Below are 23,575 nucleotides of genomic sequence, written 5' to 3' on the forward strand. Positions count from 1 at the left end.
GAGGGCAAGGTCACAACCGCAGAGAGGGCAAGGTCACAGCCTGCCCCCTGCTGCTCCTTTGCGTCTCTGACCTAACATCCGAGCATGACGGTCCTGCCTGACGACGGGCTCGAACTGGCCGCCGAGTTCCCTGACGTTTCCCACGAGCAGTGGCAGCGCCTCGTGGCGGGTGTCCTGCGCAAGACGGGCAAGGACGTCGAGGGTGCCGAGGCCGAGGAAGCCCTGTCCACCGCGTTGGAGGACGGGTTGCGCACCCGTCCCCTGTACACATCGCGCGATGCCGCGCCCGAGCCGGGTTTCCCCGGGTTCGCGCCCTTTGTGCGCGGCAGCCGAGCCACGGGGAACACCGTGGGCGGCTGGGACGTGCGGCAGCGGCACAGCACCGCCGACGGAGACGCGGTGCTCGCGGACCTGGAGAACGGCGTCTCCTCGCTGTGGCTGGTCGTCGGCGAGGGCGGCATCCCGGTGTCGTCCCTCGGCCGGGTGCTCGAGGGCGTCTACCTCGACCTGGCGCCCGTCGTTCTCGACGCGGGCAGCGAACTCGAGCCCGCCGCACAGGAGTTGCTGCGCCTGTACGAGGAGCGGGGCGTCGCCAAGGAGGCCGTGCGCGGCAGCCTGGGCGCCGATCCACTCGGCCACGAGGCCCGCACCGGGCAGCCGTACGATTTCGCGCCGGTGCTCGGCCTTGCCCGCCGGTGCGCCGAGGAGTACCCCGGGCTGCGGGCGCTGACCGTGGACGCGCTGCCGTACCACGAGGCGGGCGGCTCGGCCGCGCAGGAGCTGGGCGCCTCGCTCGCCACCGGGGTGGCGTATCTGCGGGAGCTGACCGGGGCCGGGCTGAGCGTCGAACAGGCCTGTGCGCAGCTGGAGTTCCGGTACGCGGCGACCGCCGACCAGTTCCTGACGATCGCCAAGCTGCGGGCCGCGCGCCGGCTGTGGGCGCGCATCGCCGAGGCCTGCGGGGCGCCGGGCGCGGGGGCGCAGGTGCAGCACGCGGTCACCTCGCCGGTGATGATGTCGCGCCGCGACCCGTGGGTGAACATGCTGCGCACGACCGTCGCCACGCTGGCCGCGGGAGCGGGCGGCGCCGACTCGGTCACCGTGCTGCCCTTCGACGACGCGCTGGGGCTGCCGGACGCGTTCGCGCGGCGCATCGCCCGCAACACCTCGACGATCCTGATCGAGGAGTCGCACCTGTCCCGGGTGATCGACCCGGCGGGCGGTTCCTGGTACGTGGAGCGGCTGACGGACGAACTGGCCCACGCGGGCTGGGAGTTCTTCCGTTCGATCGAGCGGGACGGCGGCCAGGCGGCCGTGCTGCGCTCCGGCCGGATCCGCACCGACCTGGCCACGACCTGGGCGGAGCGCTCCAAGAGGCTCACCAAGCGGCGTGAACCCATCACCGGCGTCAGCGAGTTCCCGAACCTCGCCGAGAAGCCGGTGGTCCGCGAGAGCGCGCCCGAGCCGCCGTCCGGCGGGCTGCCGCAGGTGCGGCGCGACGAGGCGTTCGAGACCCTGCGTGCCCGCTCCGACGCCCACCTGGCCGCGACCGGCTCCCGCCCGCGCGTCTTCCTGGCGGCGCTGGGCCCGGCCGCCGCGCACACCGCCCGGCTGACCTTCGCCTCCAACCTGTTCCAGGCGGGCGGCATCGAGCCGGTCACCGAGGGCTCGTTCGAGGACAGCGGGGCCACCGAGGCGGTGCTGTGCTCCAGCGACGCGCTGTACGAGGAGCAGGCGGAGTCGGTGGCCGGGCAGTTGAAGGCCGCCGGTGCCGCGCACGTGTTCCTCGCGGGCCGGGGTGACCACACCGGCATCGACTCGTACGTGTTCGCGGGCTGCGACGCCGTCGCCGTGCTGTCCGCCGCCCTCGACCGCATGGGAGTGTCCTGATGACCAGCCCCTCCATCCCCGACTTCTCCGGGATCGAGCTGGGAACTCCGGCCGCCGGTGGCGGCGCCGACGAGTGGCGTACGGCCGTCAAGCAGGCCACGGGCGGGGACGAGCCGCTGTGGGAGACCCCGGAGGGCATCCCGGTCAAGCCGCTGTACACCGGCCGTGACCTGGAGGGCCTGGACTTCCTGGACACCCGCCCGGGCGCGGCGCCGTATCTGCGCGGCCCCTATCCGACGATGTACGTCAACCAGCCCTGGACGATCCGCCAGTACGCGGGCTTCTCCACCGCCGAGGAGTCCAACGCCTTCTACCGCCGCAACCTGGCGGCCGGCCAGAAGGGCCTGTCGGTCGCCTTCGACCTGCCCACCCACCGCGGTTACGACAGCGACCACCCGCGGGTGACCGGTGACGTCGGCATGGCGGGCGTGGCCATCGACTCCATCTACGACATGCGGCAGCTGTTCGACGGGATCCCGCTGGACCGGATGTCGGTGTCGATGACGATGAACGGCGCCGTGCTGCCGGTGCTCGCGCTGTACATCGTCGCCGCCGAGGAACAGGGCGTGGCGCCGGAGAAGCTGGCCGGGACCATCCAGAACGACATCCTCAAGGAGTTCATGGTCCGCAACACCTACATCTATCCGCCGAAGCCGTCGATGCGGATCATCTCCGACATCTTCGCCTTCACCTCGCAGCGGATGCCCCGCTACAACTCCATCTCCATCTCCGGCTATCACATCCAGGAGGCGGGTGCGACGGCCGACCTGGAGCTGGCGTACACGCTCGCCGACGGCGTGGAGTACATCCGGGCCGGGCGTGAAGCGGGCCTGGACGTGGACGCGTTCGCGCCGAGGCTGTCGTTCTTCTGGGCGATCGGCATGAACTTCTTCATGGAGATCGCCAAGCTGCGGGCGGCCCGCCTGCTGTGGGCGAAGCTGGTCAAGCAGTTCGACCCGCAGAACACCAAGTCCCTTTCCCTGCGCACCCATTCGCAGACCTCGGGCTGGTCGCTGACCGCGCAGGACGTGTTCAACAACGTCACGCGCACCTGCGTCGAGGCGATGGCGGCCACGCAGGGCCACACCCAGTCGCTGCACACCAACGCCCTCGACGAGGCGCTCGCGCTGCCCACCGACTTCTCCGCCCGCATCGCCCGCAACACCCAGCTCCTCATCCAGCAGGAGTCCGGCACCACCCGGGTCATCGACCCCTGGGGCGGCAGCGCGTATGTGGAGCGGCTGACCTACGACCTGGCCCGCAAGGCCTGGGCGCACATCCAGGAGGTGGAAGCGGCGGGCGGCATGGCCAGGGCGATCGACGCCGGCATCCCCAAGCTGCGCATCGAGGAGGCCGCCGCCCGCACCCAGGCCCGGATCGACTCCGGCCGCCAGCCGGTCATCGGCGTCAACAAGTACCGCGTCGACAGCGACGAGCAGATCGACGTCCTGAAGGTCGACAACTCCTCCGTGCGCGCCCAGCAGATCACCAAGCTGCGCCGGCTGCGCGAGGAGCGCGACGAGGCCGTCTGCCAGGACGCGCTGGAGGCGCTCACCCGGGCGGCCGGCGGCGAGGGCAACCTGCTGGAGCTGGCGGTGAACGCCGCCCGCGCCAAGGCCACCGTCGGGGAGATCTCCGACGCCCTGGAGAAGGTGTACGGCCGGCACGCGAGCCAGATCCGTACCATCTCCGGCGTGTACCGCAACGAAGCAGGCCAGTCCCCGTCCGTGGACCGCACCCGCACCAGGGTGGACGCCTTCGAGGAGGCCGAGGGGCGCCGCCCGCGCATCCTGGTCGCCAAGATGGGCCAGGACGGCCACGACCGCGGCCAGAAGGTGATCGCGACCGCCTTCGCCGACCTCGGCTTCGACGTGGACGTCGGCCCGCTGTTCCAGACCCCGGCCGAGGTGGCCCGCCAGGCCGTCGAGGCGGACGTGCACATCGTCGGGGTGTCGTCGCTGGCCGCCGGACACCTCACCCTCGTACCGGCGCTGAAGGAGCAGCTCGCCGAGGAAGGCCGCGAGGACATCATGATCGTGGTGGGCGGGGTGATTCCGCCGCAGGACGTGCCCACGCTCCTTCAGATGGGCGCGGCGGCCGTCTTCCCGCCCGGGACGGTGATCCCGGACGCGGCCCACGACCTGGTCGAGCGGCTGGCGGGCGATCTCGGGCACGACCTGTGATCGATGTCGACGCCTATGTGAAGGGTGTGCTCGACGGGAAGCGGGCGATCATCGCGCGCGCCATCACGCTCGTCGAGTCCACCCGGCCCCAACACCGGGTGCTGGCACAGGAGTTGCTGACCGAACTGCTGCCGCACAGCGGCCGGGCCCGGCGGATCGGGGTCAGCGGGGTGCCGGGGGTGGGAAAGTCGACGTTCATCGACGCGTTCGGCACGCTGCTGACCTCGCTGGGGTATCGGGTGGCGGTGCTGGCCGTCGACCCGTCGTCCAGCCGTACCGGCGGCTCGATCCTGGGCGACAAGACCCGGATGGAACGCCTGGCCGTGGATCCGGCGGCGTTTGTGCGCCCCTCCCCCACCGCGGGCACACTCGGCGGGGTCGCCAAGGCCACCCGGGAGTCGATCGTGGTGATGGAGGCGGCCGGTTACGACGTGGTGCTGGTCGAGACGGTCGGCGTGGGCCAGTCGGAGACCGCGGTCGCGAACATGGTCGACTCCTTCCTGCTGCTCACCCTCGCCCGCACCGGCGACCAGTTGCAGGGCATCAAGAAGGGTGTTCTGGAGCTGGCCGACGTGATCGCGGTCAACAAGGCGGACGGCCCGCACGAGCGCGACGCGCAGGCGGCGGCACGTGAACTGGCGGGCGCGCTGCGGCTGATGCACGGCAAGGACGTGATCTGGGCGCCGCCGGTGCTGAGTTGCAGTGCCCGCGAGTCGACCGGTCTGGAGACGGTGTGGGAGCGCCTGGAGCAGCACCGCACCCTGCTGGACTCCACCGGACGGCTCACCGCCAAACGCCGTGATCAGCAGGTCGACTGGACCTGGTCGATGGTGCGCGACGAACTCCTCGGCCGCCTGCACGCCGATCCGGCCGTACGAGCCCTCTCCCCCGGCCTCGAACAGCAGGTCAGGGACGGCGAGTTGACGGCCACGCTGGCCGCGGAGCGCATTCTGCGGGCGTTCGGTGAACACTGACGGGACACAGCGCCGGAGGGGCCCGCGATGCTGGTGACGGCAGCGCGGGCCGCTCTCGGCAAGGGGCTTCTACGTCCTACAGGCCCAGGGGCGAGTCCTCGGCACCGCCGAAGCCCTGACCCTCTCCCTGCCCCTGTCCGATGTCCATGCTGCCTTCGCCGCCGAAGACGGGACCGGCCGGGTCACTGACCGCGGGGCCCGTCCAGCCCTCGTCGCCCTGGCTGCCGGTGCCGGCGCCGACGCTGAACTTGTTGTGGTCGTCCGCGTTGGCGGCGGTGGCGCCGCCGAGGACGACCAGGGCCCCGAGAGCGGTGGCGGCAAGTGCGGTGCGGATACGCATGCGTACTCCTGTGAGTTGGGTGCTGTGCTCTTATGAACACCCCCAGGAGGCAACCGGTACACCACCAGCCACTCGGACGAGTGACGCCCGTCCTGCTGCGGAAAGGCGGCCCACCGGCCTCGTCACGGCGCCTGGTCCGCCACCGGATACGGCACGAACGTGCTGCTGTTCTGGTCGATCCGCAGGGGCCGGCCCAGGGGCGGCACGGCCCGCTGCGGGCAGTCGAGGCGTTCGCAGACGCGGCAGCCCATGCCGATGGGCGTGGCGGCGGAGGCGTTGGTGAGGTCGAGGCCGTCGGAGTAGACCAGCCGGTGGGCGTGGCGGATCTCGCAGCCCAGCCCGATGGCGAAGGTCTTGCCGGGTTCGCCCCAGCCGCCGCGGTGGTGGGTGACGGCCCGGGCCGTCCACAAGTAGCGCTGCCCGTCCGGCATTTCGGCGATCTGGACATGGATGCGGCCGGGCGCGGCGAAGGCCTCGTAGACGTTCCACAGCGGACATGTGCCGCCGGCCCGGGAGAAGTGGAAGCCGGTCGCGGACTGCCGCTTGGACATGTTGCCGGCCCGGTCGACACGGACGAAGGAGAACGGCACCCCGCGCAGGCGGGGGCGCTGGAGGGTGGACAGGCGGTGGCAGACGGTCTCGTAGCCGAGGCCGTGGCGGTCGGTGAGCCGCTCGATGTCGTAGCGCACCTCCTCTGCGGCCGCGTGGAAGGGGCCGTACGGCAGGATCAGCGCGGCGGCGAAGTAGTTGGCGATGCCGATGCGGGCCAGGGCGTGGGTGGGCGAGCCGGGCGGGAAGTCCTCGGCGGCCTGGCGGTCGAGTTCGTCGCCGTATTCGAGCAGGGCGAGTTGGGTCGCCATGCGGAAGGCGCGCTGGCCGGGGCGCAGGCGGCCGGACAGATGGAGGGTGCGGGACGTCGCGTCGTAGTGGTGCAGATGGTCGGCGGTCTCGGCGGCCAGGCGTACGCCGTGACGGTCGGTCAGGCGGGCGGTGAGGGCGCGTACGACCTCGCCGGGCCGGATGCCGGTCTCCTCCGCCAGCTGCTCGGCCGCGAGGTCGGTGTCGTGCAGGTAGTTCTGGCGGCGGTAGAAGAAGTCGCGGATCTCCTCGTGCGGTGAGCGGGGGCCGGTCTGTGCGCTGTCGCGACCGTCGGCGGCTCCGGCGAGCCGTTCCGCCAGGAGCTGGTTGCGGCGGCCGAGGTCGAGCAGAACCTGCGCGACGGCGGGCATGCGGGAGGCGACCTCCGCGAGGTCGGACGGGGAGACCCGGGCCTCGGTGAGCTCGCCGGCCAGTGCCTCCCGCAGATCGGCGACCAGCCGGGTGGTGTCGCGTTCCGAGAAGAAGGCGGGGTCGACGCCGAACGTCTCGGTCAGCCGGAGCAGGACGGGGACGGTGAGCGGGCGGGAGTCGTGCTCCATCTGGTTGAGGTAGCTGGGCGAGATGCCCAGGACCCGGGCCAGTTCGGCCTGGCTCATCCGGCGCTCCTCGCGCAGCCGCCGCAGCCGCGCGCCCGCATAGATCTTGCTCAACCGGGCCTCCTTCCGACTGTCCTCAGCCTAGCCGTTCCGGACCTTCGCAACCTTGGCAGAACAAGGCGGGAAGATTCGCAGAAGTTGGCAACGGTCCACCCTTGATGGCACTCAGTGCCACTGCCAGAGTCGTGCTGCGGCCCGCCGAAGTCCTCGCCAGCTCATCGACATTGCTCACCTTCGCTCATGAGCGAGGCACGCCGGGCCACCCATACCAGCGCGGGCACGGAGCGCTTCGCACTCTTCACCAACGACCTTCGGCTTCCACCCCTTTCAGGAGACGATGCATGGCGCACAAAGGCACACCGACGGCGGCGGACGAGCTGGCCCGCAAGTGGGCGACCGACCCGCGCTGGAACGGCATCGAGCGCACCTACGGTGCGGAGGACGTCATACGGCTGTCCGGCAGCGTCCGCGAGGAGCACACCCTCGCCCGGCGCGGCGCCGAGCGGCTGTGGTGGCAGCTGCACGAGCTGGACTACGTCCACGCGCTCGGCGCCCTCACCGGCGGCCAGGCGGTCCAGCAGGTCAAGGCCGGGCTGCAGGCCGTCTACCTGTCGGGCTGGCAGGTCGCCGCCGACGCCAACCAGGCCGGGCACACCTACCCCGACCAGAGCCTGTACCCCGCCAACTCCGTTCCGCAGGTCGTGCGGCGCATCAACAACGCGCTGCTGCGCGCCGACCAGATCGCCACCGCCGAGGGCGCAGACGACCGTACGGACTGGCTGGCGCCGATCGTCGCGGACGCGGAGGCCGGATTCGGCGGGCCGCTCAACGCCTTCGAACTGACCAAGGCAATGATCGCCGCCGGTGCCGCGGGCATCCACTACGAGGACCAGCTGGCCTCCGAGAAGAAGTGCGGCCACCTCGGCGGCAAGGTCCTCGTGCCGACCGCACAGCACATCCGCACCCTCAACGCGGCCCGCCTCGCCGCCGACATCGCCGACGTGCCCACCGTGATCATCGCCCGTACGGATGCGCTGGCGGCCGACCTGCTCACCAGCGACGTCGACGAGCGGGACGCCGAGTTCGTCACCGGCGAGCGCACGGCGGAGGGTTTCCACCGGGTGCGGAACGGGATGGCGCCGGTGATCGCCCGCGGGCTGGCGTACGCGCCGTACGCCGATCTGATCTGGGTCGAGACCGGTACGCCCGGCCTCGCGCAGGCCCGGGAGTTCGCCGAGGCGATCCACGCGCGGTATCCGGACCGGATGCTGGCCTACAACTGCTCGCCCTCCTTCAACTGGAAGGCCGCGCTGGACGACGACCAGATCGCCAAGTTCCAACGGGAGTTGGGGGCGATGGGCTACAAGTTCCAGTTCATCACCCTGGCCGGCTTCCACTCCCTCAACCACAGCATGTTCGACCTGGCCCGCGGCTATGCCGAGCACGGCATGAGCGCCTATGTCGACCTGCAGGAGCGCGAGTTCGCCGCGCAGCAGCACGGCTTCACCGCCGTACGTCATCAACGCGAGGTCGGCACCGGCTACTTCGACCTGGTCTCCACCGCCGTCAACCCGGCCTCCTCGACGACCGCGCTGACCGGTTCCACGGAGGAAGAGCAATTCCACTAGGCCGTTCCCACCCGAGGAGAACCTGATGTCCACCAGCGCACTGACCCACCGCGTCCGGGTCCTCGCGGCACCGGGCGAACGCCATGACGAGATCCTCACACCCGCCGCCCTGGACTTCGTCGGCCGGCTGGCCGCCGCCTTCGGCGTGCGTCGCCAGGGACTGCTGAAGGAGCGCCGCCGGCAGGCGATACGCCTCGCGGCGGGCTCCCCGCTCGACTTCCCCATGGTCACCTCCGCCGTCCGCACCGACCCCGAGTGGCGCGTCGCGCCGCTCGCGCCCGGCCTGACGGACCGCCGAGTGGAGATCACCGGCCCGCCGACCCGCCGTATCGCCGTCAACGCGCTCAACTCCGGTGCGCGGGTGTGGATGGCGGACTTCGAGGACGCCACCTCCCCCACCTGGGAGAACATCATCGGCGGCCAACTGTGTCTGCTCGACGCCGTCGGGCGCCGGATCGACTTCACCACACCGGAGGGCAGGGAGTACCGGCTCGGCACGCCCGACCGCCTGGCCACCATCGTGGTCCGTCCGCGCGGCTGGCATCTGACGGAGGAGCACCTGGAGTTCGACGGCGGACCCGTGCCCGCCGCGCTGGTCGACTTCGGGCTGTACTTCTTCCACTGCGCCCAGCGGCAGATCGACGCCGGGGCGGGGCCGTACTTCTACCTGCCGAAGCTGGAGAACCGCTACGAAGCCCGGCTGTGGAACGACGTGTTCGTCCTCGCCCAGGACCTGCTCGGCATCCCGCGCGGCACCGTGCGGGCCACCGTCCTCATCGAGACGATCACCGCCGCCTTCGAGATGGAGGAGATCCTCTACGAGCTCCGCGAGCACAGCGCCGGGCTCAACGCGGGCCGCTGGGACTATCTGTTCAGCCTCGTCAAGACCTTCGGACACCGCGGCGACTTCCTGCTGCCGGAGCGGTCGAAGGTGCCGATGACCGCCCCGTTCCTGCGCGCCTACACCGAACTGCTGGTCCGCACCTGCCATCGGCCGGCACCCACGCCATCGGCGGCATGGCAGCACACCTGCCCGGACGGGACCCAGCCGCTCTCGCCGAGGTGCGGTTGGACAAGGAGCGCGAGGCCGAGGACGGATTCGACGGCTCCTGGGTCTCGCACCCCGGCCTCGTCCCGGTCTGCCGCGAGGTCTTCGACCGCGTCCTGGGCCATCGCCCGCACCAGATCGCGCACACCCGGGACGACGTGGAGGTGTCCGCCGCCGACCTGCTGGCCGTACGACGCCTCACCGGCCCGCCCACGCCGGAAGGGGTGCGCACAACCATCGCCGTGGCGCTGCGCTACCTCGACGCCTGGCTGCACGGGCGCGGAGCCGTCGCGCTGGACGGGCTGATGGAGGACACGGCGACCGCGGAGCTGGCCCGCGTGCAGATCTGGCAGTGGCTGCGCCACCGCGTCGTGGATCGCGAGACGGTGCTACGGCTGCTCGACGACGAGCTGGCGGCCCTGGGCGCCGAGCATCCCTGTGCGGCACTCGACGAGATTCGGGCGATCTTCGAACGGACGGCCCTGCAACCGGAGTTGCCGCTCTTCTTCACCGCGGACGCCTACACCCGTCACCTCGTACAGCACCCGGAGGCCCGGTCATGAGCCGGGACATACGGCGCGTCGGCGTGGTCGGTGGCGGACAGATGGGGGCCGGTATCGCCGAGGTGTGCGCCCGGGCCGGGCTGGACACCGTCGTGTGCGAGGCGGACGCCCTGGCCGCGCAGGCCGCGCGCGATCGCGTGGCCGCCTCCCTGGAGCGTGCCGTACGGCACGGCAAACTCGACCCGCCGCAAGCACAGGAGGTCCTCGCTCGAATCGCCTTCACCGGCAGCCTCGAAGACCTCGCCGACCGTCAACTCGTGGTCGAGGCCGTCACCGAGAACCCCGACGTCAAGGCGGAGATGTTCACCGCCCTCGACAAGATCGTCGAGGATCCGGAGGCGATCCTGGCCACCAACACCTCCGCCATTCCCGTGATGCGCCTGGCCATGGCCACGTCCCGCGCCGATCGCGTCCTCGGGCTGCACTTCTTCAACCCCGTGCCGGTCATGCCCCTCGTCGAGGTCGTCACCTCGCTGCACACCCGTCCCGAAGTGGCCGCCGTGGCCGAGGAGTTCGTGACGGCAACCCTCGGCAGGACGGCGATCCGCTCCCGTGACCGCGCCGGCTTCGTCGTCAACGCACTGCTGGTGCCGTACCTGCTGTCCGCGATCCGCATGGCCGAGTCCGGCTTCGCCACCGCCGCCGACATCGACGCCGGCATGGAGCGGGGCTGCGCCCACCCGATGGGGCCGCTGCGACTGGCCGACCTGATCGGCCTGGACACCGTCGCCGCCATCGCCGAGTCGCTGTACGAGGAGTTCAGGGAACCCCTGTACGCGCCGTCGCCGCTGCTCCAACGCATGGTCCAGGCGGGCCTGTTGGGCCGGAAGTCCGGCCGCGGCTTCCACACCTATGTATAAGCTGATGACGCAGCTGGTTCGCCCTGTCCACCAGGCAGGCGCGTCGCAAGAGGGAACCCGGTGGGAATCCGGGACTGCCCCGCAGCGGTGAGCGGGAACGACCGCCGTCATACGCACTGGATCCGGATGTCCCGGGCCCGGGAAGCGACGGCCAGTAGGTGCCTCGTACGACGTCCTTCACACGACGTCTTCGTACGACACGAGGCGTGCCCGTGAGTCCGAAGACCTGCCACTGCCCGTGTACGACCCACTCGTGCGCGGAGATTCCGGTGACCTCGAGGGCGGGTCGGCGAGCACAACGGGCGGGCACGGACTGCGTGCCGTCGCCGGTTGGCCGTTCCTTCGCGTCCTCACCCCGTCGCCGGGGTCGTTCGACGAACAGAGCTCGCGAAGGAGAGTCTCGTGACAGCGAAGTCCGCAGCCGCGGCAGCACGGGCGACCGTGTACGGCTACCCCCGCCAGGGCCCGAACCGGGAGCTGAAGAAGGCGGTCGAGGGCTACTGGAAGGGCCGCGTCACCACCGACGCCCTCCATCGCACGGCCGCCGAACTGCGCCGCGCGAACTGGCGGGAGCTGGCCGACGTCGGCGTCCACGAGGTGCCGACCGGTGACTTCTCGTACTACGACCACGTCCTGGACACCACGCTCATGCTCGGCGCCGTCCCGGCACGCCACCGTGCCGCGGTCGAGGCCGACGCGCTCGACGGGTACTTCGCCATGGCCCGCGGCACGCAGAACGTGGCGCCGCTGGAGATGACGAAGTGGTTCGACACCAACTACCACTATTTGGTACCCGAGTTGGGCCCGGACACGGTGTTCACGGCCGACTCGGCCAAGCAGGTCGGCGAGTTGACGGAGGCGCTGGCCCTCGGCCTGGCGCCCAGGCCCGTGCTGGTCGGCCCCGTCACGTATCTGCTGCTGGCCAAGCCCGCGCCGGGTGTCACTGCGGACTTCGAACCGCTGACGCTGCTCGACCGGCTGCTGCCCGTCTACGCCGATGTCCTCGCCGATCTGCGGGCCGCCGGCGCCGAGTGGGTGCAGCTGGACGAGCCCGCCCTCGTCCAGGACCGCACCCCGGCCGAACTGACTGCCGTCGCCCACGCCTACCGCAACCTCGGCGCCCGCACCGACCGTCCGAAGCTGCTGGTCGCCTCCTACTTCGACCGGCTGGGCGAGGCCTTGCCGGTACTGGCCAAGACGTCGGTCGACGGGCTGGCGCTGGACTTCACCGGCCCGGCGGCAGCCAACTTGGACGATCTCGCCGCGATCGGCGGTCTGTCCGGGAAGCGGCTGGTCGCAGGCATCGTGGACGGCCGCAATGTGTGGATCAACGACCTGGGCAGGTCCCTGTCCACGCTGGCCACGCTCCTGGGCCTGGCCGACCGGGTCGACGTGGCCGCCTCCTGCTCCCTGCTGCATGTGCCGCTCGACGCCGGCGCCGAGCGTGACATCGAACCGCAGATCGCCCGCTGGCTCGCCTTCGCCCGGCAGAAGACGGCCGAGATCGTCACGCTGGCCCGCGGGCTGGCCCACGGCACCGACACCATCGCCGCCCAACTGGCCGCGAACCGCGCCGACCTGGCCTCCCGCGCCGGATCGCCGATCACCCGCGACCCCGCCGTACGGGCCCGCGCCGCCGCCGTCACGGACGCCGACGCGCACCGCTCCCGGCCGTACGCCGAACGGGCCGTCGCCCAGCGCACCCACCTGCGTCTGCCCGTCCTGCCGACCACGACCATCGGATCATTCCCGCAGACGGCCGAACTGCGCACGGCCCGCGCCGACTTGAGGGCAGGACGGATCGACACCGCCGGATACGAGGAGCGCATCAGGGCGGAGATCGGCGAGGTGATCGCCTTCCAGGAGAAGATCGGCCTCGACGTCCTGGTGCACGGCGAGCCCGAACGCAACGACATGGTGCAGTACTTCGCCGAGCAGCTCACCGGCTGTCTGGCCACGCAGCACGGCTGGGTGCAGTCCTACGGCACCCGTTACGTCCGCCCGCCGATCCTCGCCGGCGACATCTCCCGGCCCGATCCGATGACGGTGCGCTGGACGACGTACGCCCAGTCCCTCACCGCGCGCCCGGTCAAGGGCATGCTCACCGGCCCGGTCACCATGCTCGCCTGGTCGTTCGTCCGCGACGACCAGCCGCTCGCGGAGACCGCCCGGCAGGTCGCCCTCGCCCTGCGCGACGAGGTCAACGACCTTGAGGCGGCGGGCACTTCGGTCATCCAGGTGGACGAGCCCGCACTGCGCGAGACGCTGCCACTGCGGGCCGCCGACCGCCCGGCCTACCTGGCGTGGGCCACGGAGACCTTCCGGCTCACCACGAGCGCCGTGCGTCCGGACACACAGATCCACACGCACATGTGCTACGCCGAGTTCGGCGACGTCGTCCAGGCGATCGACGAGCTCGACGCGGACGTCATCAGCCTGGAAGCGGCCCGCTCCCACATGCAGGTCGCCCGCGAACTGGCCGCCCACGGCTACCCGCGCGAGGCGGGACCGGGCGTGTACGACATCCACTCCCCTCGGGTGCCGAGCGTGGCCGAGGCGGCCGCCCTGCTGCGCAAGGGACTTGAGGCGATCCCCGCCGAACGGCTGTGGGTCAACCCCGACTGCGGCCTGAAGACCCGCGGCTGGCCCGAGACCCGTGCGTCTTTGGAGAACCTGGTCGCCGCGGCCCGAACGGTCCGCGCGGAGCGGGCCGGCTCCTGACGGGACACCGGCCCGGCGCGTTACGCCGTCACGACGCGAGCAGCAGACTGTCGCCGCGCTCCTTCGCGGCGGCGTAACGCCGGGCCAGGTCCCGCCAGTTGACGACCTTCCACACGGCCTCGATGAAGTCGACCCCCTGACGCACGCCACGTGGGCCTCCCAATAGGATCACTGGCCTGACGTCGGCTTGAGGGGGTGGGCGAAGTGCCTGCCGTGGTGCTCGTTCACGGGCTGTATCACTGTCCCGAGCACTTCGCCGCGGTGACACAACGCTTGCGGACCGCAGGATCCGAGGTTGTCGTTCCCGAGCTCCACCGAGGCTCGTTGCCCGCTGACACAGCCGCGGTCCAGGCTGCCGTCGACTCGCTTCAGGAGCCTCCGATTGTGCTCGGTCACTCCTACGGCGGGTCAGTGATCACCGGGGTGCGTGGTGCGGGACACCTGGTCTATCTGGCGGCCTTCGTACTGGATGCCGGCGAGAGCGCAGCCGGTCTGGGCGGGGCGTCCCAGCAGCTCCGGGACGCGATCATCCCTGAGCCCGACGGCTCGACCACCCTGCACCCCGACCGGGCTGTCGAAACCCTCTACGACGACTGTCCGGAACCTCTCGCCGAGTGGGCGGTCCGCCTGCTGCGTGCGCAAGCCCCGGGCTGCGGGCGAGGGGTTCCAGATCGTCACAGCTGGAAGCACACGCCCTCCACCTACGTCGTCTGCGCACAGGACCGGGCCATCGACCCGGGCCTGCAGCGGAAGATGGCCTCGCGCTGCACCGACGTGCACGAGTGGCAGACGAGCCACTCCCCGTTCGTAGGGCAGCCCGATCTCATCGTTGAACTCCTGCAGGAACTGCTCGGCACCAGCATCTCGCGCAGGTGAGTGCCTCTGGGCAGCAGTGAATGCAGCCGGGCCCACTGTGTACCGTCAGATCCCCCCTCGTCGCTCGTGGGTATGCTCGCCGCCGTGTCCGCCCTGGTGGGGAGGGCCACAGAACCCGTACGACGAACGAGAGCAGTGAGAAGACCACCGTGACCACGTACGACTACGAGAAGGACGGCGCGGCCATCTACCGCCAGTCCTTCGCCACCATCCGCGCGGAGGCCGACCTCACGGGGCTGCCCGCCGACGTCAGCCAGGTCGCGGTGCGGATGATCCACGCCTGCGGAATGGTCGACCTCGCACGGGACTTGGCGTACAGCCCCGCCGTCGTGGCCCGCGCCCGCGCGGCCCTGCGTGCCGACGCGCCCGTCTTCACCGACGTGCAGATGGTGGCCAGCGGTGTGACCCGCAAGCGCCTGCCCGCCGACAACGACGTGATCTGCACCCTCTCCGACCCCACCGTGCCGGAACTCGCGGCGAAGCTCGGCACCACCCGCAGCGCCGCCGCCCTGGAGCTGTGGCGGGATCGGCTGGAGGGCGCGGTGGTCGCCGTCGGCAACGCGCCCACCGCGCTGTTCCGGCTCCTCGAGATGATCGAGGAGGGTGCGCCCCGGCCCGCCGCCGTCATCGGTGTGCCGGTCGGTTTCGTGGGCGCCGCCGAGTCCAAGGACGCACTGGCCGCCAACGCGTCGGGTCTGGAGTACCTGGTCGTGCGCGGCCGCCGGGGCGGCAGCGCCATCGCCGCCGCCGCACTCAATGCGATCGCGAGCGAGGAGGAGTGAGCGGCAAGCGGCCTGCCGGCGGCCAGGAGCGAGCGCAGGGCAGCTGATCGTGAAGGCGGCACCGGGAGGCTCTTCACCAGTGCCGGCAGTGCGGTGGTTCGGTCGGCGACGACTTTGCTGTCGGTCGAGTCGGTGGCGCCGCAACCGACCCTACTCCGCGCCCTGTTCGGCGGGCTGGGCCAGGCTCCCCGTCCACTTCTCCTCGATGCGGCCCACCTTCCACACCAGCAGGGCCACGGCCCAGGTGGCGAAGAACAGTCCGACGATGACGTAGCCGATGATGTTCAGGTCAAGGCCGGAGAACCAGTCCCAGAACGGGCCGTGCAGGTCGGCCTTCTCGGCGACCAGACCCAGCAGTTCGACGGTGCCAATGATGAGAGCGACGGCGACGGACAAGCCGGTGACGGTGAGGTTGTAGTAGACCTTGCGGACCGGCTTGGAGAACGCCCAGCCGTAGGCGAAGTTCATGAACGAGCCGTCGATGGTGTCCAGCAGTGACATGCCGGCCACGAAGAGGATCGGCAGACACAGGATCGCGTACCAGGGCAGGCCGGAGGCGGCGCCCGAGCCCGCGAGGACCATGAGGGCGATCTCGGTGGCGGTGTCGAAGCCGAGGCCGAACAGCAGTCCCACGGGGTACATCTGCGACGGTCTGGTGATCGACTTCATCAGGCGGCCGAGGATGCGGTTCATGAATCCGCGCTTGTTGAGCTGCTCCTCCAGCGCGGCCTCGCCGAAGTGGCCGGAGCGCATCTCGCGGAAGACCTTCCAGATCCCGGCCATGATCACGACGTTGATGATCGCGATGAGGTAGAGGAAGGTCCCGGAGACGGTCGTACCGATCCAGCCGGTGACGCCGTGGAGCGCGGAGTCGTCGTTCGCGACCGGTCCTGCCAGCGCCTTGAGGCCGAGGGCGAGCAGGAAGGCGAGGGCGAAAACGATCGAGGAGTGACCAAGGGAGAACCAGAAGCCGACCGACAGCGGCCGCTCGCCCTCGTGCATCAGCTTCCTGGTGGTGTTGTCGATGGCGGCGATGTGGTCGGCGTCGAAGGCGTGCCGCATGCCGAGGGTGTAGGCCGTGACGCCGATGCCGATGCCGAAGGTCTTGGTGCCCAGGCTGTAGTGCTCCGGGGCGACGATCACCACGAGCGTGAACCAGCCGATGACGTGCAGCGCCAGGACGAACGCGGCCATCCCGCAGAGGCTCGCCCATTCCTTGCGGGTCATGGATGTGCGGACGCGGTGCCACGAGAAACCGCCTCCGCTGCTCGGGGCGGCCGGGCGTGCGGAGGCGGATTCGGGAGCGGAGGTCATGGGCAGGCGGGCCTAACTGATGAGCGAGTGGCTGTCTTCCAGCCGCATCCGTCAGGTTTCTGCATATATATTGCAAGAACAAGGATCACGCGGCAAAGCCCGCGTCAGGATTCAGTCAGCCGGGCGGAAAGCAGGCCGGTCGAGGCGTTCCGCGAGCCAGCGGGCTGCTTGTTCCGGGTCGGATACGACCGGGACCCCCTCGGGCACCGCAGGCCGCCGGACCACGACCACGGGCACCCCGGCCTCCCGGGCCGCGGTCAGTTTCGGCGCGGTGGCCGCTCCCCCGCTGTCCTTGGTCACCACGACGTCGATGCGGTGGCGGCCGAGCAGCTCGCGCTCGCCGTCGAGGGTGAAGGGGCCGCGGTCGAGCAGCACTTCCATGCGGGGCGGGTGTGGGGCCTCGGGTGGTTCGACGGAGCGTACGAGGAACCACAGGTCCGTCAGGTCCGCGAAGGCGGCCAGGCCCATCCGGCCGGTGGTGAGGAAGATCCGCCGGCCGAGCCCGGGCAGCAGCCGGGCGGCCTCCTCCAGCGAGCCCGCGTCGTGCCAGTGGGCGCCCTCGACGGGGACCCAGCCGGGGCGGCGCAGGGCGAGCAGGGGAACATGGGCGGTGGCGGCGGCCCGTGCCGCGTGGCAGCTGATGGTTCCGGCGAAGGGGTGGGTGGCGTCGATGAGCGCGTCGACGGCGTGCTCGCGCAGCCACTGCGCCAGCCCCTCGCTCCCGCCGAACCCGCCGACGCGCACCTCGCCCGGCGGCAGCCGGGGACGTGCGACGCGCCCGGCGAGGGAGCTGGTCAGCCGCAGGCCGGGCGTGCCGTGCAGCACCTCGGCGAGGCGGCGGGCCTCCGTGGTGCCGCCGAGGATCAGTACGTGCATGGGAGTTCGGGTCCGTTCTGAGCAAGAGTGAAGCCAGAGGCGTCGGTGCGGCGAAGGGCGGTCGCGGTGCCCAACTCAAGCACACCGGTCTGCGGCCGGGCTGGACCACCGGTGCCTGTGCGACGGCGGCCACGACGGCCGCGTACACCGCGGTGCTGACCTGCGAGTTTCCCGACCCGGTGACGATCACTCTGCCCAAGGGTCAGACGCCGTCGTTCACGCTGGCGGCCGAGGAGCGGACGGGCGCCTCCGCGACGGCCGGCATCGTGAAGGACGTGGCAGACGACCCGGACGTCACGCACGGGGGCACTGGTCCGGGCCACGGTACGGCGGCTGCCCGCCGGGTGCGGGGTGGTCTTCAGGGCGGGCCCCGGCGTGGGCCCGATCACCCTGCCCGGCCTGCCCCTGCCGGCCGACGAACCCGCGATCAACCCCGGCCCGCGTCAGATGATGCGCGACCACATCGTCGAGGAGAAGCTCGACAAACTCTCCAAGGGCGGCACGCCGTACCGCTACACGGTGCTGACCGCGGTCTTCCACGAATCGGCCAAGGGCCGCTCCTCCGGTGCCGCGACGTGGCCGCTCGGCGATCTCGCCCACGCCGGCGAACCGACCCCGGCCGGACAGTGTCTGCTGGTCCAGGGCCGGGACCTGACACGGCTCGAGGCGGCGGCCCGCACCGCGAACTCGGGCGCCTGGTCCGACGGGACGGCCACCTATCAGGTGACGTTGCGCCCCCTGCTGCCCGGTGAGAAATCCTGCACGGACGTCGCCTCCTGATATCGGTCCCGACTCTGCCCGGCAGAGCTGCACGGCGGGGTCGACGCCGCCACCGAACAGACCCGTCAATCGTCCTTGCAGGCCGTGGCTTTGAACTTCGCCAGGGGGACGACGGCCGTGGACTCGTCGCCGTTGGCCGAGATGTCGTCGTAGAGGACCGTGCCGGGGGTGAGCCGGGCCTGGTCGGTCAGGGTGAAGGAGACGCTGCTCGACGACCACGAGTTGTCCTTGGTCCAGCCGTAAAGGACATACGTGGTCTTGGCGTTGAGCGGCGTGAGGGACGTGGTCGTGGTCCAGCCGGCAGCAGAAGCATCGAGGGGCCACGTGGTCAGACCGGCCTTGAGAGGGCGGTGGGCGGTCCATGAGCCGACGGTCCGCTCGTCGTCGACATCGGCGCTTTCCACGTAGACGGTCGCGCCGTCGATCTGATGCCCGCACACCATCATGACGCCGAGCAGACGGCCGTCGTCATCCACGGAGATGCCGGCGACTGCGTCCTCGGGAACCGTGCAGCCTGCTGTCGCGGTCAGGGCCAGGCCGGCCGAGACAACGCCGACGACGCGCCGGAACGCCGACGGCAAAGCGATCGACCACATAGAGCCCCCCTGCCCCTGGGGGCGCTGCCAATTCCCCCTGCACCCAGGATCGTAAGGACGTTCCGCGTCGAGCCGGAGCGTCGCCACCCACACGTTGCGCCCTCGTTGTGACCTCGTAGCCCACCGACGAAATCAGGCAGCGGGGTCCGGCGCGGGCGCCCCAGACGGGCCCTGCGGTGTGTAGGAGCTGATGACGTACAGGGCTTCGTCGTCGATGGCGTTCTTGTCCCAGTCCAGAGAGATCCGCACCGGTCGCCCGTCGGCCGCGTAGTCCGCCTCCGCCGTGTCCGCGCCTTCGCTTTGCGCCTTGTCGAGCCTCTTCAACAGCTCGCCGATCGTGGGCACTTCGGCGGGCAGCTCCCGCACCTGGCGCCGACTGTCCTCGTCGACCCCGACCGCCTCCGTCACCTTGCCGTCCCGAACCTCGACGCGGAAGGTCCCCGCCAGGACCTGGGTGGTCGACGCCAGCGTGTAGGCGTACGAGGAGGGCTCCTCCCACGTGTCCTTCGGCTTGTTCTCCCTGGCGGATTCCGGGGACGCCGAGGAGCTGCAGGCGGTGGCCGCGCACAGCAGAGCCCCGGCCAACGCGGCGGCGGACACGGAACGAGGACGGCAGTGACGCCCGGCGGTCATGGTGGCTCCCTCGGGTAGCGGTCACCACTGTGACGCCGATGAGCCGAAGAGCGTTCACAGCGGCGGGCGGACCGTCGCCCCGGGGCAGTTCCGCCCCGGGGTGACGGCGGTGAACGTCAGCTCCGCGAGGACGCGTTGCGCCGCTGCACCAGCCACCACGCAACGCCACCGAGCACCGCCAGCCCTGCGAGGACGACGCCGATGATCACGCCGGTCGAGCTGTTGTCCGACTCTGCGGTCTTGGCGTCGGTGTCGGAGGCTGCGGCCACGGACCCGGTGGCCGACGGGGTCGGGCCGGCTGTGGCGCTCTCCGACGCACTGGGGCCGGCACTGACGGTCTTGGCGCCCGGGGCCGCGGCCTTCAGCTTCAGGACCGGCGCGGGCTGCTCGGATTCCTTGCCGCCGGTGGGCAGTTCGATCCAGCGGGAGACTTCTCCGTCGCTGTAGGTCTCGACGGTCTTGAAGACCAGTTCCTTCTCGTCCGGCAGCTGCCGGACCTTGATCTTGTGCTCGGCGTCGACTCCGGTCTTCAATGCGGGTCCGCCGAGGCTGTAGCCGTCGTTGGTGGCCGTCAGCTTCCAGCCCTTCGGCTCCTCGTCGAGCGTCACGTCGGCGGGTGCGATGCCCTCGGGCAGCACGATGCGCAGCTTGGTGAATCCGGCCGAGTCGGACTCGGCCTCGGAGACGAAGCTGAGGGTGACGTTCTCGGCGAGGGCCTGGGGACGGTCGGCCTCGACCTCCGCGTGCGCGGCGGCCGGTGCGGCGAGGGCGAGCGTGGCCGTCAGGGCGGCGGCACCGGCGAAGACTATGCGGCGGCCGACGCGCGCCACGGGGTGGGTGGGCATGGACACAGGGGAACTCCTTGCAGATACGGGAGAATCCGGCCCCGCAAGTGCCGGGGCCGGTGAAGAACCGGAAGGTGCTCCCGTCGCGGTGGCCCCCTGCGCACCACCGCGTGCTCCAACACCCCCTCCCGTGCCTGTGCCGCCCCCGCGAACAACCCTTCCGTACGACCGTCGGGCAGCCGGGGCAACGCACGATCCGGGTCGGCCATCGGTCGCGGCAGGGCCTGGGCCAGGGCTGCCGCGGCCGCCTGGGCCAGCGTGCGCAGCGTGCCCAGCGCGGCCGTCATCCGTACGTCCGCCCGGTGCAGCAGCCAGGCCACCACCAGCGCGGTGGCCGTGTGGACCGTCGTCATCGCCGCTCCGGCTCGATGCCAGGCGTGGCCGTCCCCGGTGGCAGCGGCCGTGTGCATGGCGTGCTGTGGCATCCCCATCCAGGCCTCGCCGTCCGTGCAGGACAGCGCTAGGTGCAGCAAGCCCTGCATGGCCAGCGTGACCATGACCGTCGCGACCGGCGCGTAACGGTGCCGAGCGAGCGGCCAGACCGCCGCGAACTGCACCGCGATCAAAGCGCCCAACTGCCGCCACGGCACCGTGACTTCGGCGACCGCGTGGTGGCCGAAGGTCGCGAGCACGGTGCCGAGCACGGCGAACAGGCCGGCCCGCGCACACGCTCCCGCGCGGCTGGCCCGGCCTGCTCCGGCACGTCGCTCGTGCCCGGTCATGTGATCAGGCGGCACGGTCGCCCATCATTCCCTACGGGCAATCAGGATTGCGCGCCGAGCGCCCGGTTCGGGCGCTGGGGGAAACCACGGTCCCGTGATACGTGGCTCACAGGCGGGCCCCCTACGTTCCCGTGACCATGGCAAAGAGGCTCTCTGCGAAGTGGCAGAGCGAGTCAAAGCCGGCGGCGCACGCCGAGCCCTGGCCCGAGGAGCATCCTCCCGGCTGCCCGATCACCGCTGAGCCGTGTCCCGGGCGGTGCGACAGGAGAGCTGACACCACCCGCACGGGGCCTGCCTGCGCCCGCCGCCCCTCCGCTCTGCCGACCCTCCGAGGTACGGCCGCGGCCTCCTCGCACGTCCATGCCTCAACGGCCCATCACCCATCACCCGCGAAAGGACACCCGTCCCCTCATGAGCAACCACAAGAAGCGCAGGACCCGGCGCATTCTGGCCGTCGGTACCGCCGGGGCGTTAGCGCTCGGCGCGAGCGTCGCGGCCATGGCGTCGGCGGCCGGGCCACTCGCGGCGAAGGCCGCCGACTGCTCGTCCGGCATCGTCTTCACCCAGTCGGACAACCCCGCCGCGGTCGGTGACAACCCCCGGCACGTGGTGACCGGCGATCTCGACGGCGACGGGAACGCGGACGTGGTCGCGGCCGACAACGACGCCGACTCGGTGTCCGTGCTGCTGGGCAACGGCGACGGCACCTTCGGCGACGCCACCACGTACGCGGTGGGGGACAAGCCGTACCAGTCCATGATCGCCGACTTCGACGCCGACGGCAACCCGGACATCGCCACCGCCGACTTCGACGGCGGCACGGTCAGCGTGCTGCTCGGGACGGGTGACGGCGCCTTCGCGTCGGCCACGCAGTACACGGTCGGCGCGGGAGCCCGCTCCCTCGTGCCCGGCGACATCGACGGCGACGGGAACCTCGATCTGGCGGTGGCCGAGGAGTCGGGCGGCGGGGTCAGTGTGCTCACGGGTGACGGTGCGGGATCGTTCACGGTCGACCTCGAGACGGTGACCGTGACACGGCCGCACGGCCTGGTCCTGACCGACTTCGACGGCGACGGCGACCTGGACATCGCCACTGCCGGCGTCGCCACCGCGGGCGGTGTCAGCGTGGCGCTCGGCAACGGCGACGGCACCTTCGGCGAGGTCACGGAGTACGCCAGTGTCGCCCGTCTGTACTCCATCACCCACGGCGACTTCGACGGCGACGGTCAGATCGACCTCGCCACCATCAGCAACGGCTCCAACACCCTGGAGATCTACGCGGGCAACGGTGACGGGACGTTCGACGATCCCGTCGACTACACGACGTCCGCCCTGCCGGTCGCCGTCAACGCCGCCGATGTCGACGGCGACGACGTGACCGACGTACTCGTGTCCTCCCTCAACGGGAACTCCGTCTCCGTCTTCCAGGGCACGTCGGGAGGCGGGCTGAGCGAGCTGACCGAACTGACGGCCGCCGGCGCCTACGAGGCCGCGGCCGCAGATCTGACGGACGACGGCACGCAGGACCTGGTGGTGGCGAGCAGCAGCAGCGACCGTGTGGACGTCTTCACCGGCTCCTGCGACTGACAGCGGCCCACCTGCACCTTCGCCGGGCGACGGACCGCCGGTGAAGGTGCAGGACACAGCCACTCGCACGGTCGGCCGCGATCGGCTGCGCGCGCCACTCCCGAGTCTGTATAACTGTGAAAAAATTACAGATACGGCATCAAAGGAGAAGCTTCGTGAGCAGTCCCGCCGACGAGCTCGGCTACGGGAGCATACGGCTCGACCGCACCGGCCAGGCCGAGGCCTTCGACGCCATCGGCGACCGCTACGACGAGGCCTTCCCGCACAAGGAAGGGCAGATCGCGGCCGCCGAGTGGCTCATCAAGTCCCTCCCGGCCGACTCCCGGGTGCTGGACCTGGGGTGCGGCAGCGGGCTCCCCACCGCGCGCCAGGTGGTGGAGGCGGGCTCCCAGGTCGTCGGCGTCGACCTGTCGGCCGGGATGGTCGCGCTTGCCCGCCAGAATGTACCGGCCGGCGACTTCCGCCGGGCGGACATCGCGGATCTGCGGCCCGGAGGCCCACTGGACCTCGGCCGCTTCGAAGCGGTGACGGCCTTCTTCTCGCTGCTCATGCTGCCGCGCGCCGAGATTCCCCTGGCCCTGCGCACCATCCACCACCTGCTGCTTCCCGGCGGTCTGTTCGCGCTGTCGATGGTGGAGGCGGACGTGGACGACTTCTCGATCCCGTTCATCGGCAACACCATCCGGGTGTCCGGCTACCTGAGGGACGAGCTGCGGGAGGTCGTCGAGGCGGCGGGCTTCGAGATCGCCGAGGAGTCCTCGTTCACGTACGCTCCCGCGACCGCGGACGTCCCGCCGGAGGTGCAGATCTTCCTGCGCTGCAGACGGCAGGACTGACGCCCGCTGATCCGCCCGCCCGGCGCGGGCCCGCACGGCCGGAAGG

Annotated in this window: 18 protein-coding genes, 3 pseudogenes and 1 riboswitch; of the genes and pseudogenes, 12 read left to right on the forward strand and 9 right to left on the reverse strand. The window is 71.0% G+C overall.

From position 1 onward, the window contains the following. The first annotated feature begins 84 nt into the window (after positions 1-84). Genes ABZ880_RS00790 through meaB form a run of 3 tightly spaced genes read left to right on the forward strand, consistent with a single transcriptional unit; the run spans position 85 to position 5,047 of the window. A complete protein-coding gene (locus ABZ880_RS00790) occupies positions 85-1,890 on the forward strand; it encodes a methylmalonyl-CoA mutase family protein (RefSeq protein WP_361254633.1) in 1,806 nt (601 codons plus the stop codon). Then, the gene (gene scpA / locus ABZ880_RS00795) at positions 1,890-4,073 is read left to right on the forward strand and encodes a methylmalonyl-CoA mutase (protein WP_361254636.1); all 2,184 of its coding nucleotides are present in this window, start codon (positions 1,890-1,892) and stop codon (positions 4,071-4,073) included. Before ABZ880_RS00790 ends, scpA begins: the two co-directional genes overlap by 1 nt. Further along, entirely contained in the window at positions 4,070-5,047 is a 978-nt protein-coding gene (gene meaB / locus ABZ880_RS00800) for a methylmalonyl Co-A mutase-associated GTPase MeaB (protein ID WP_361254639.1), read from the forward strand. The genes scpA and meaB overlap by 4 nt, the downstream gene beginning before the upstream one ends. A 76-nt stretch (positions 5,048-5,123) precedes the next feature. On the opposite strand, the gene ABZ880_RS00805 is transcribed toward meaB, so the two are convergent. Together ABZ880_RS00805 and ABZ880_RS00810 are read right to left on the reverse strand one after the other, a co-directional pair. Further along, complete coding sequence (locus ABZ880_RS00805; RefSeq protein ID WP_361254642.1) at positions 5,124-5,387, reverse strand: hypothetical protein; 264 nt, start codon at positions 5,385-5,387, stop codon at positions 5,124-5,126. A 122-nt stretch (positions 5,388-5,509) separates the two neighbouring features. Further along, entirely contained in the window at positions 5,510-6,916 is a 1,407-nt protein-coding gene (locus ABZ880_RS00810; RefSeq protein ID WP_361254645.1) for a short-chain fatty acyl-CoA regulator family protein, read from the reverse strand. Positions 6,917-7,203: 287 nt separating this feature from the next. Here ABZ880_RS00810 and aceA point away from each other — a divergent pair, with 287 nt between their 5' ends. From aceA to metE, 4 genes and pseudogenes are all read left to right on the forward strand, one after another. Next, on the forward strand, positions 7,204-8,490 hold the full coding sequence (gene aceA / locus ABZ880_RS00815; RefSeq protein ID WP_361254648.1) for an isocitrate lyase: 1,287 nt from the start codon (positions 7,204-7,206) through the stop codon (positions 8,488-8,490). Between the two features lie 25 nt (positions 8,491-8,515). After that, positions 8,516-10,101: pseudogene (aceB, locus tag ABZ880_RS00820) on the forward strand (malate synthase A). Beyond that, entirely contained in the window at positions 10,098-10,961 is an 864-nt protein-coding gene (locus tag ABZ880_RS00825) for a 3-hydroxybutyryl-CoA dehydrogenase (protein ID WP_361254651.1), read from the forward strand. The pseudogene aceB and the gene ABZ880_RS00825 overlap by 4 nt, the downstream one beginning before the upstream one ends. Next, positions 10,959-11,210: riboswitch (cobalamin riboswitch) on the forward strand. (Overlaps the previous gene by 3 nt.) Before the next feature lie 153 nt (positions 11,211-11,363). After that, positions 11,364-13,682 carry a 5-methyltetrahydropteroyltriglutamate--homocysteine S-methyltransferase gene (gene metE / locus ABZ880_RS00830; protein WP_361254654.1) on the forward strand — a complete coding sequence of 773 codons (2,319 nt, stop codon included), beginning with the start codon at positions 11,364-11,366 and terminating at the stop codon, positions 13,680-13,682. A 28-nt stretch (positions 13,683-13,710) separates the two neighbouring features. On the opposite strand, the pseudogene ABZ880_RS00835 reads toward metE, so the two are convergent. Continuing rightward, a pseudogene (locus ABZ880_RS00835) lies at positions 13,711-13,821 on the reverse strand (superoxide dismutase); the annotation flags it as partial. Between the two features lie 65 nt (positions 13,822-13,886). Here ABZ880_RS00835 and ABZ880_RS00840 point away from each other — a divergent pair. Together ABZ880_RS00840 and ABZ880_RS00845 are read left to right on the forward strand one after the other, a co-directional pair. After that, on the forward strand, positions 13,887-14,558 hold the full coding sequence (locus tag ABZ880_RS00840; RefSeq protein ID WP_361255826.1) for an alpha/beta hydrolase: 672 nt from the start codon (positions 13,887-13,889) through the stop codon (positions 14,556-14,558). Between the two features lie 149 nt (positions 14,559-14,707). Beyond that, positions 14,708-15,340: a precorrin-8X methylmutase gene (locus ABZ880_RS00845; RefSeq protein WP_361254657.1), complete on the forward strand. Its 633-nt coding sequence runs from the start codon at positions 14,708-14,710 to the stop codon at positions 15,338-15,340. Positions 15,341-15,490: 150 nt separating this feature from the next. Here the strand turns inward: ABZ880_RS00845 and ABZ880_RS00850 are convergent, their stop codons facing one another. Both ABZ880_RS00850 and ABZ880_RS00855 read right to left on the reverse strand, forming a co-directional pair. Beyond that, positions 15,491-16,654 (reverse strand): HoxN/HupN/NixA family nickel/cobalt transporter, encoded by a 1,164-nt coding sequence (locus ABZ880_RS00850; protein ID WP_361254660.1) that lies wholly within the window; start codon positions 16,652-16,654, stop codon positions 15,491-15,493. Between the two features lie 111 nt (positions 16,655-16,765). Continuing rightward, a complete protein-coding gene (locus ABZ880_RS00855) occupies positions 16,766-17,530 on the reverse strand; it encodes a cobalt-precorrin-6A reductase (protein WP_361254662.1) in 765 nt (254 codons plus the stop codon). Positions 17,531-17,547: 17 nt separating this feature from the next. Between ABZ880_RS00855 and ABZ880_RS00860 the strand changes: the two are divergent. After that, positions 17,548-17,995: pseudogene (locus ABZ880_RS00860) on the forward strand (cobalt-precorrin-5B (C(1))-methyltransferase); the annotation flags it as partial. A 380-nt stretch (positions 17,996-18,375) separates the two neighbouring features. Here ABZ880_RS00860 and ABZ880_RS00865 read toward each other — a convergent pair. The 4 genes from ABZ880_RS00865 to ABZ880_RS00880 all read right to left on the reverse strand — a co-directional run bounded on the left by ABZ880_RS00865 (position 18,376) and on the right by ABZ880_RS00880 (position 21,106). Next, on the reverse strand, positions 18,376-18,906 hold the full coding sequence (locus tag ABZ880_RS00865) for a hypothetical protein (protein ID WP_361254665.1): 531 nt from the start codon (positions 18,904-18,906) through the stop codon (positions 18,376-18,378). Between the two features lie 132 nt (positions 18,907-19,038). Further along, positions 19,039-19,539, reverse strand: a complete 501-nt coding sequence (locus ABZ880_RS00870; protein WP_361254668.1) for a DUF6174 domain-containing protein — start codon at positions 19,537-19,539, stop codon at positions 19,039-19,041. A 116-nt stretch (positions 19,540-19,655) separates the two neighbouring features. Continuing rightward, complete coding sequence (locus ABZ880_RS00875; protein WP_361254671.1) at positions 19,656-20,384, reverse strand: DUF1775 domain-containing protein; 729 nt, start codon at positions 20,382-20,384, stop codon at positions 19,656-19,658. Then, a complete protein-coding gene (locus ABZ880_RS00880; protein ID WP_361254674.1) occupies positions 20,345-21,106 on the reverse strand; it encodes a hypothetical protein in 762 nt (253 codons plus the stop codon). The genes ABZ880_RS00875 and ABZ880_RS00880 overlap by 40 nt, the downstream gene beginning before the upstream one ends. Positions 21,107-21,517: 411 nt before the next feature. On the opposite strand from ABZ880_RS00880, the gene ABZ880_RS00885 reads away from it, so the two are divergent. Further along, complete coding sequence (locus tag ABZ880_RS00885; protein ID WP_361254677.1) at positions 21,518-22,693, forward strand: VCBS repeat-containing protein; 1,176 nt, start codon at positions 21,518-21,520, stop codon at positions 22,691-22,693. Positions 22,694-22,848: 155 nt separating this feature from the next. After that, a complete protein-coding gene (locus ABZ880_RS00890; RefSeq protein WP_361254680.1) occupies positions 22,849-23,529 on the forward strand; it encodes a class I SAM-dependent methyltransferase in 681 nt (226 codons plus the stop codon). Positions 23,530-23,575 lie beyond the last annotated feature (46 nt).

The organism is Streptomyces sp. NPDC047043, from assembly GCF_040644055.1.
GTDB lineage: Bacteria > Actinomycetota > Actinomycetes > Streptomycetales > Streptomycetaceae > Streptomyces.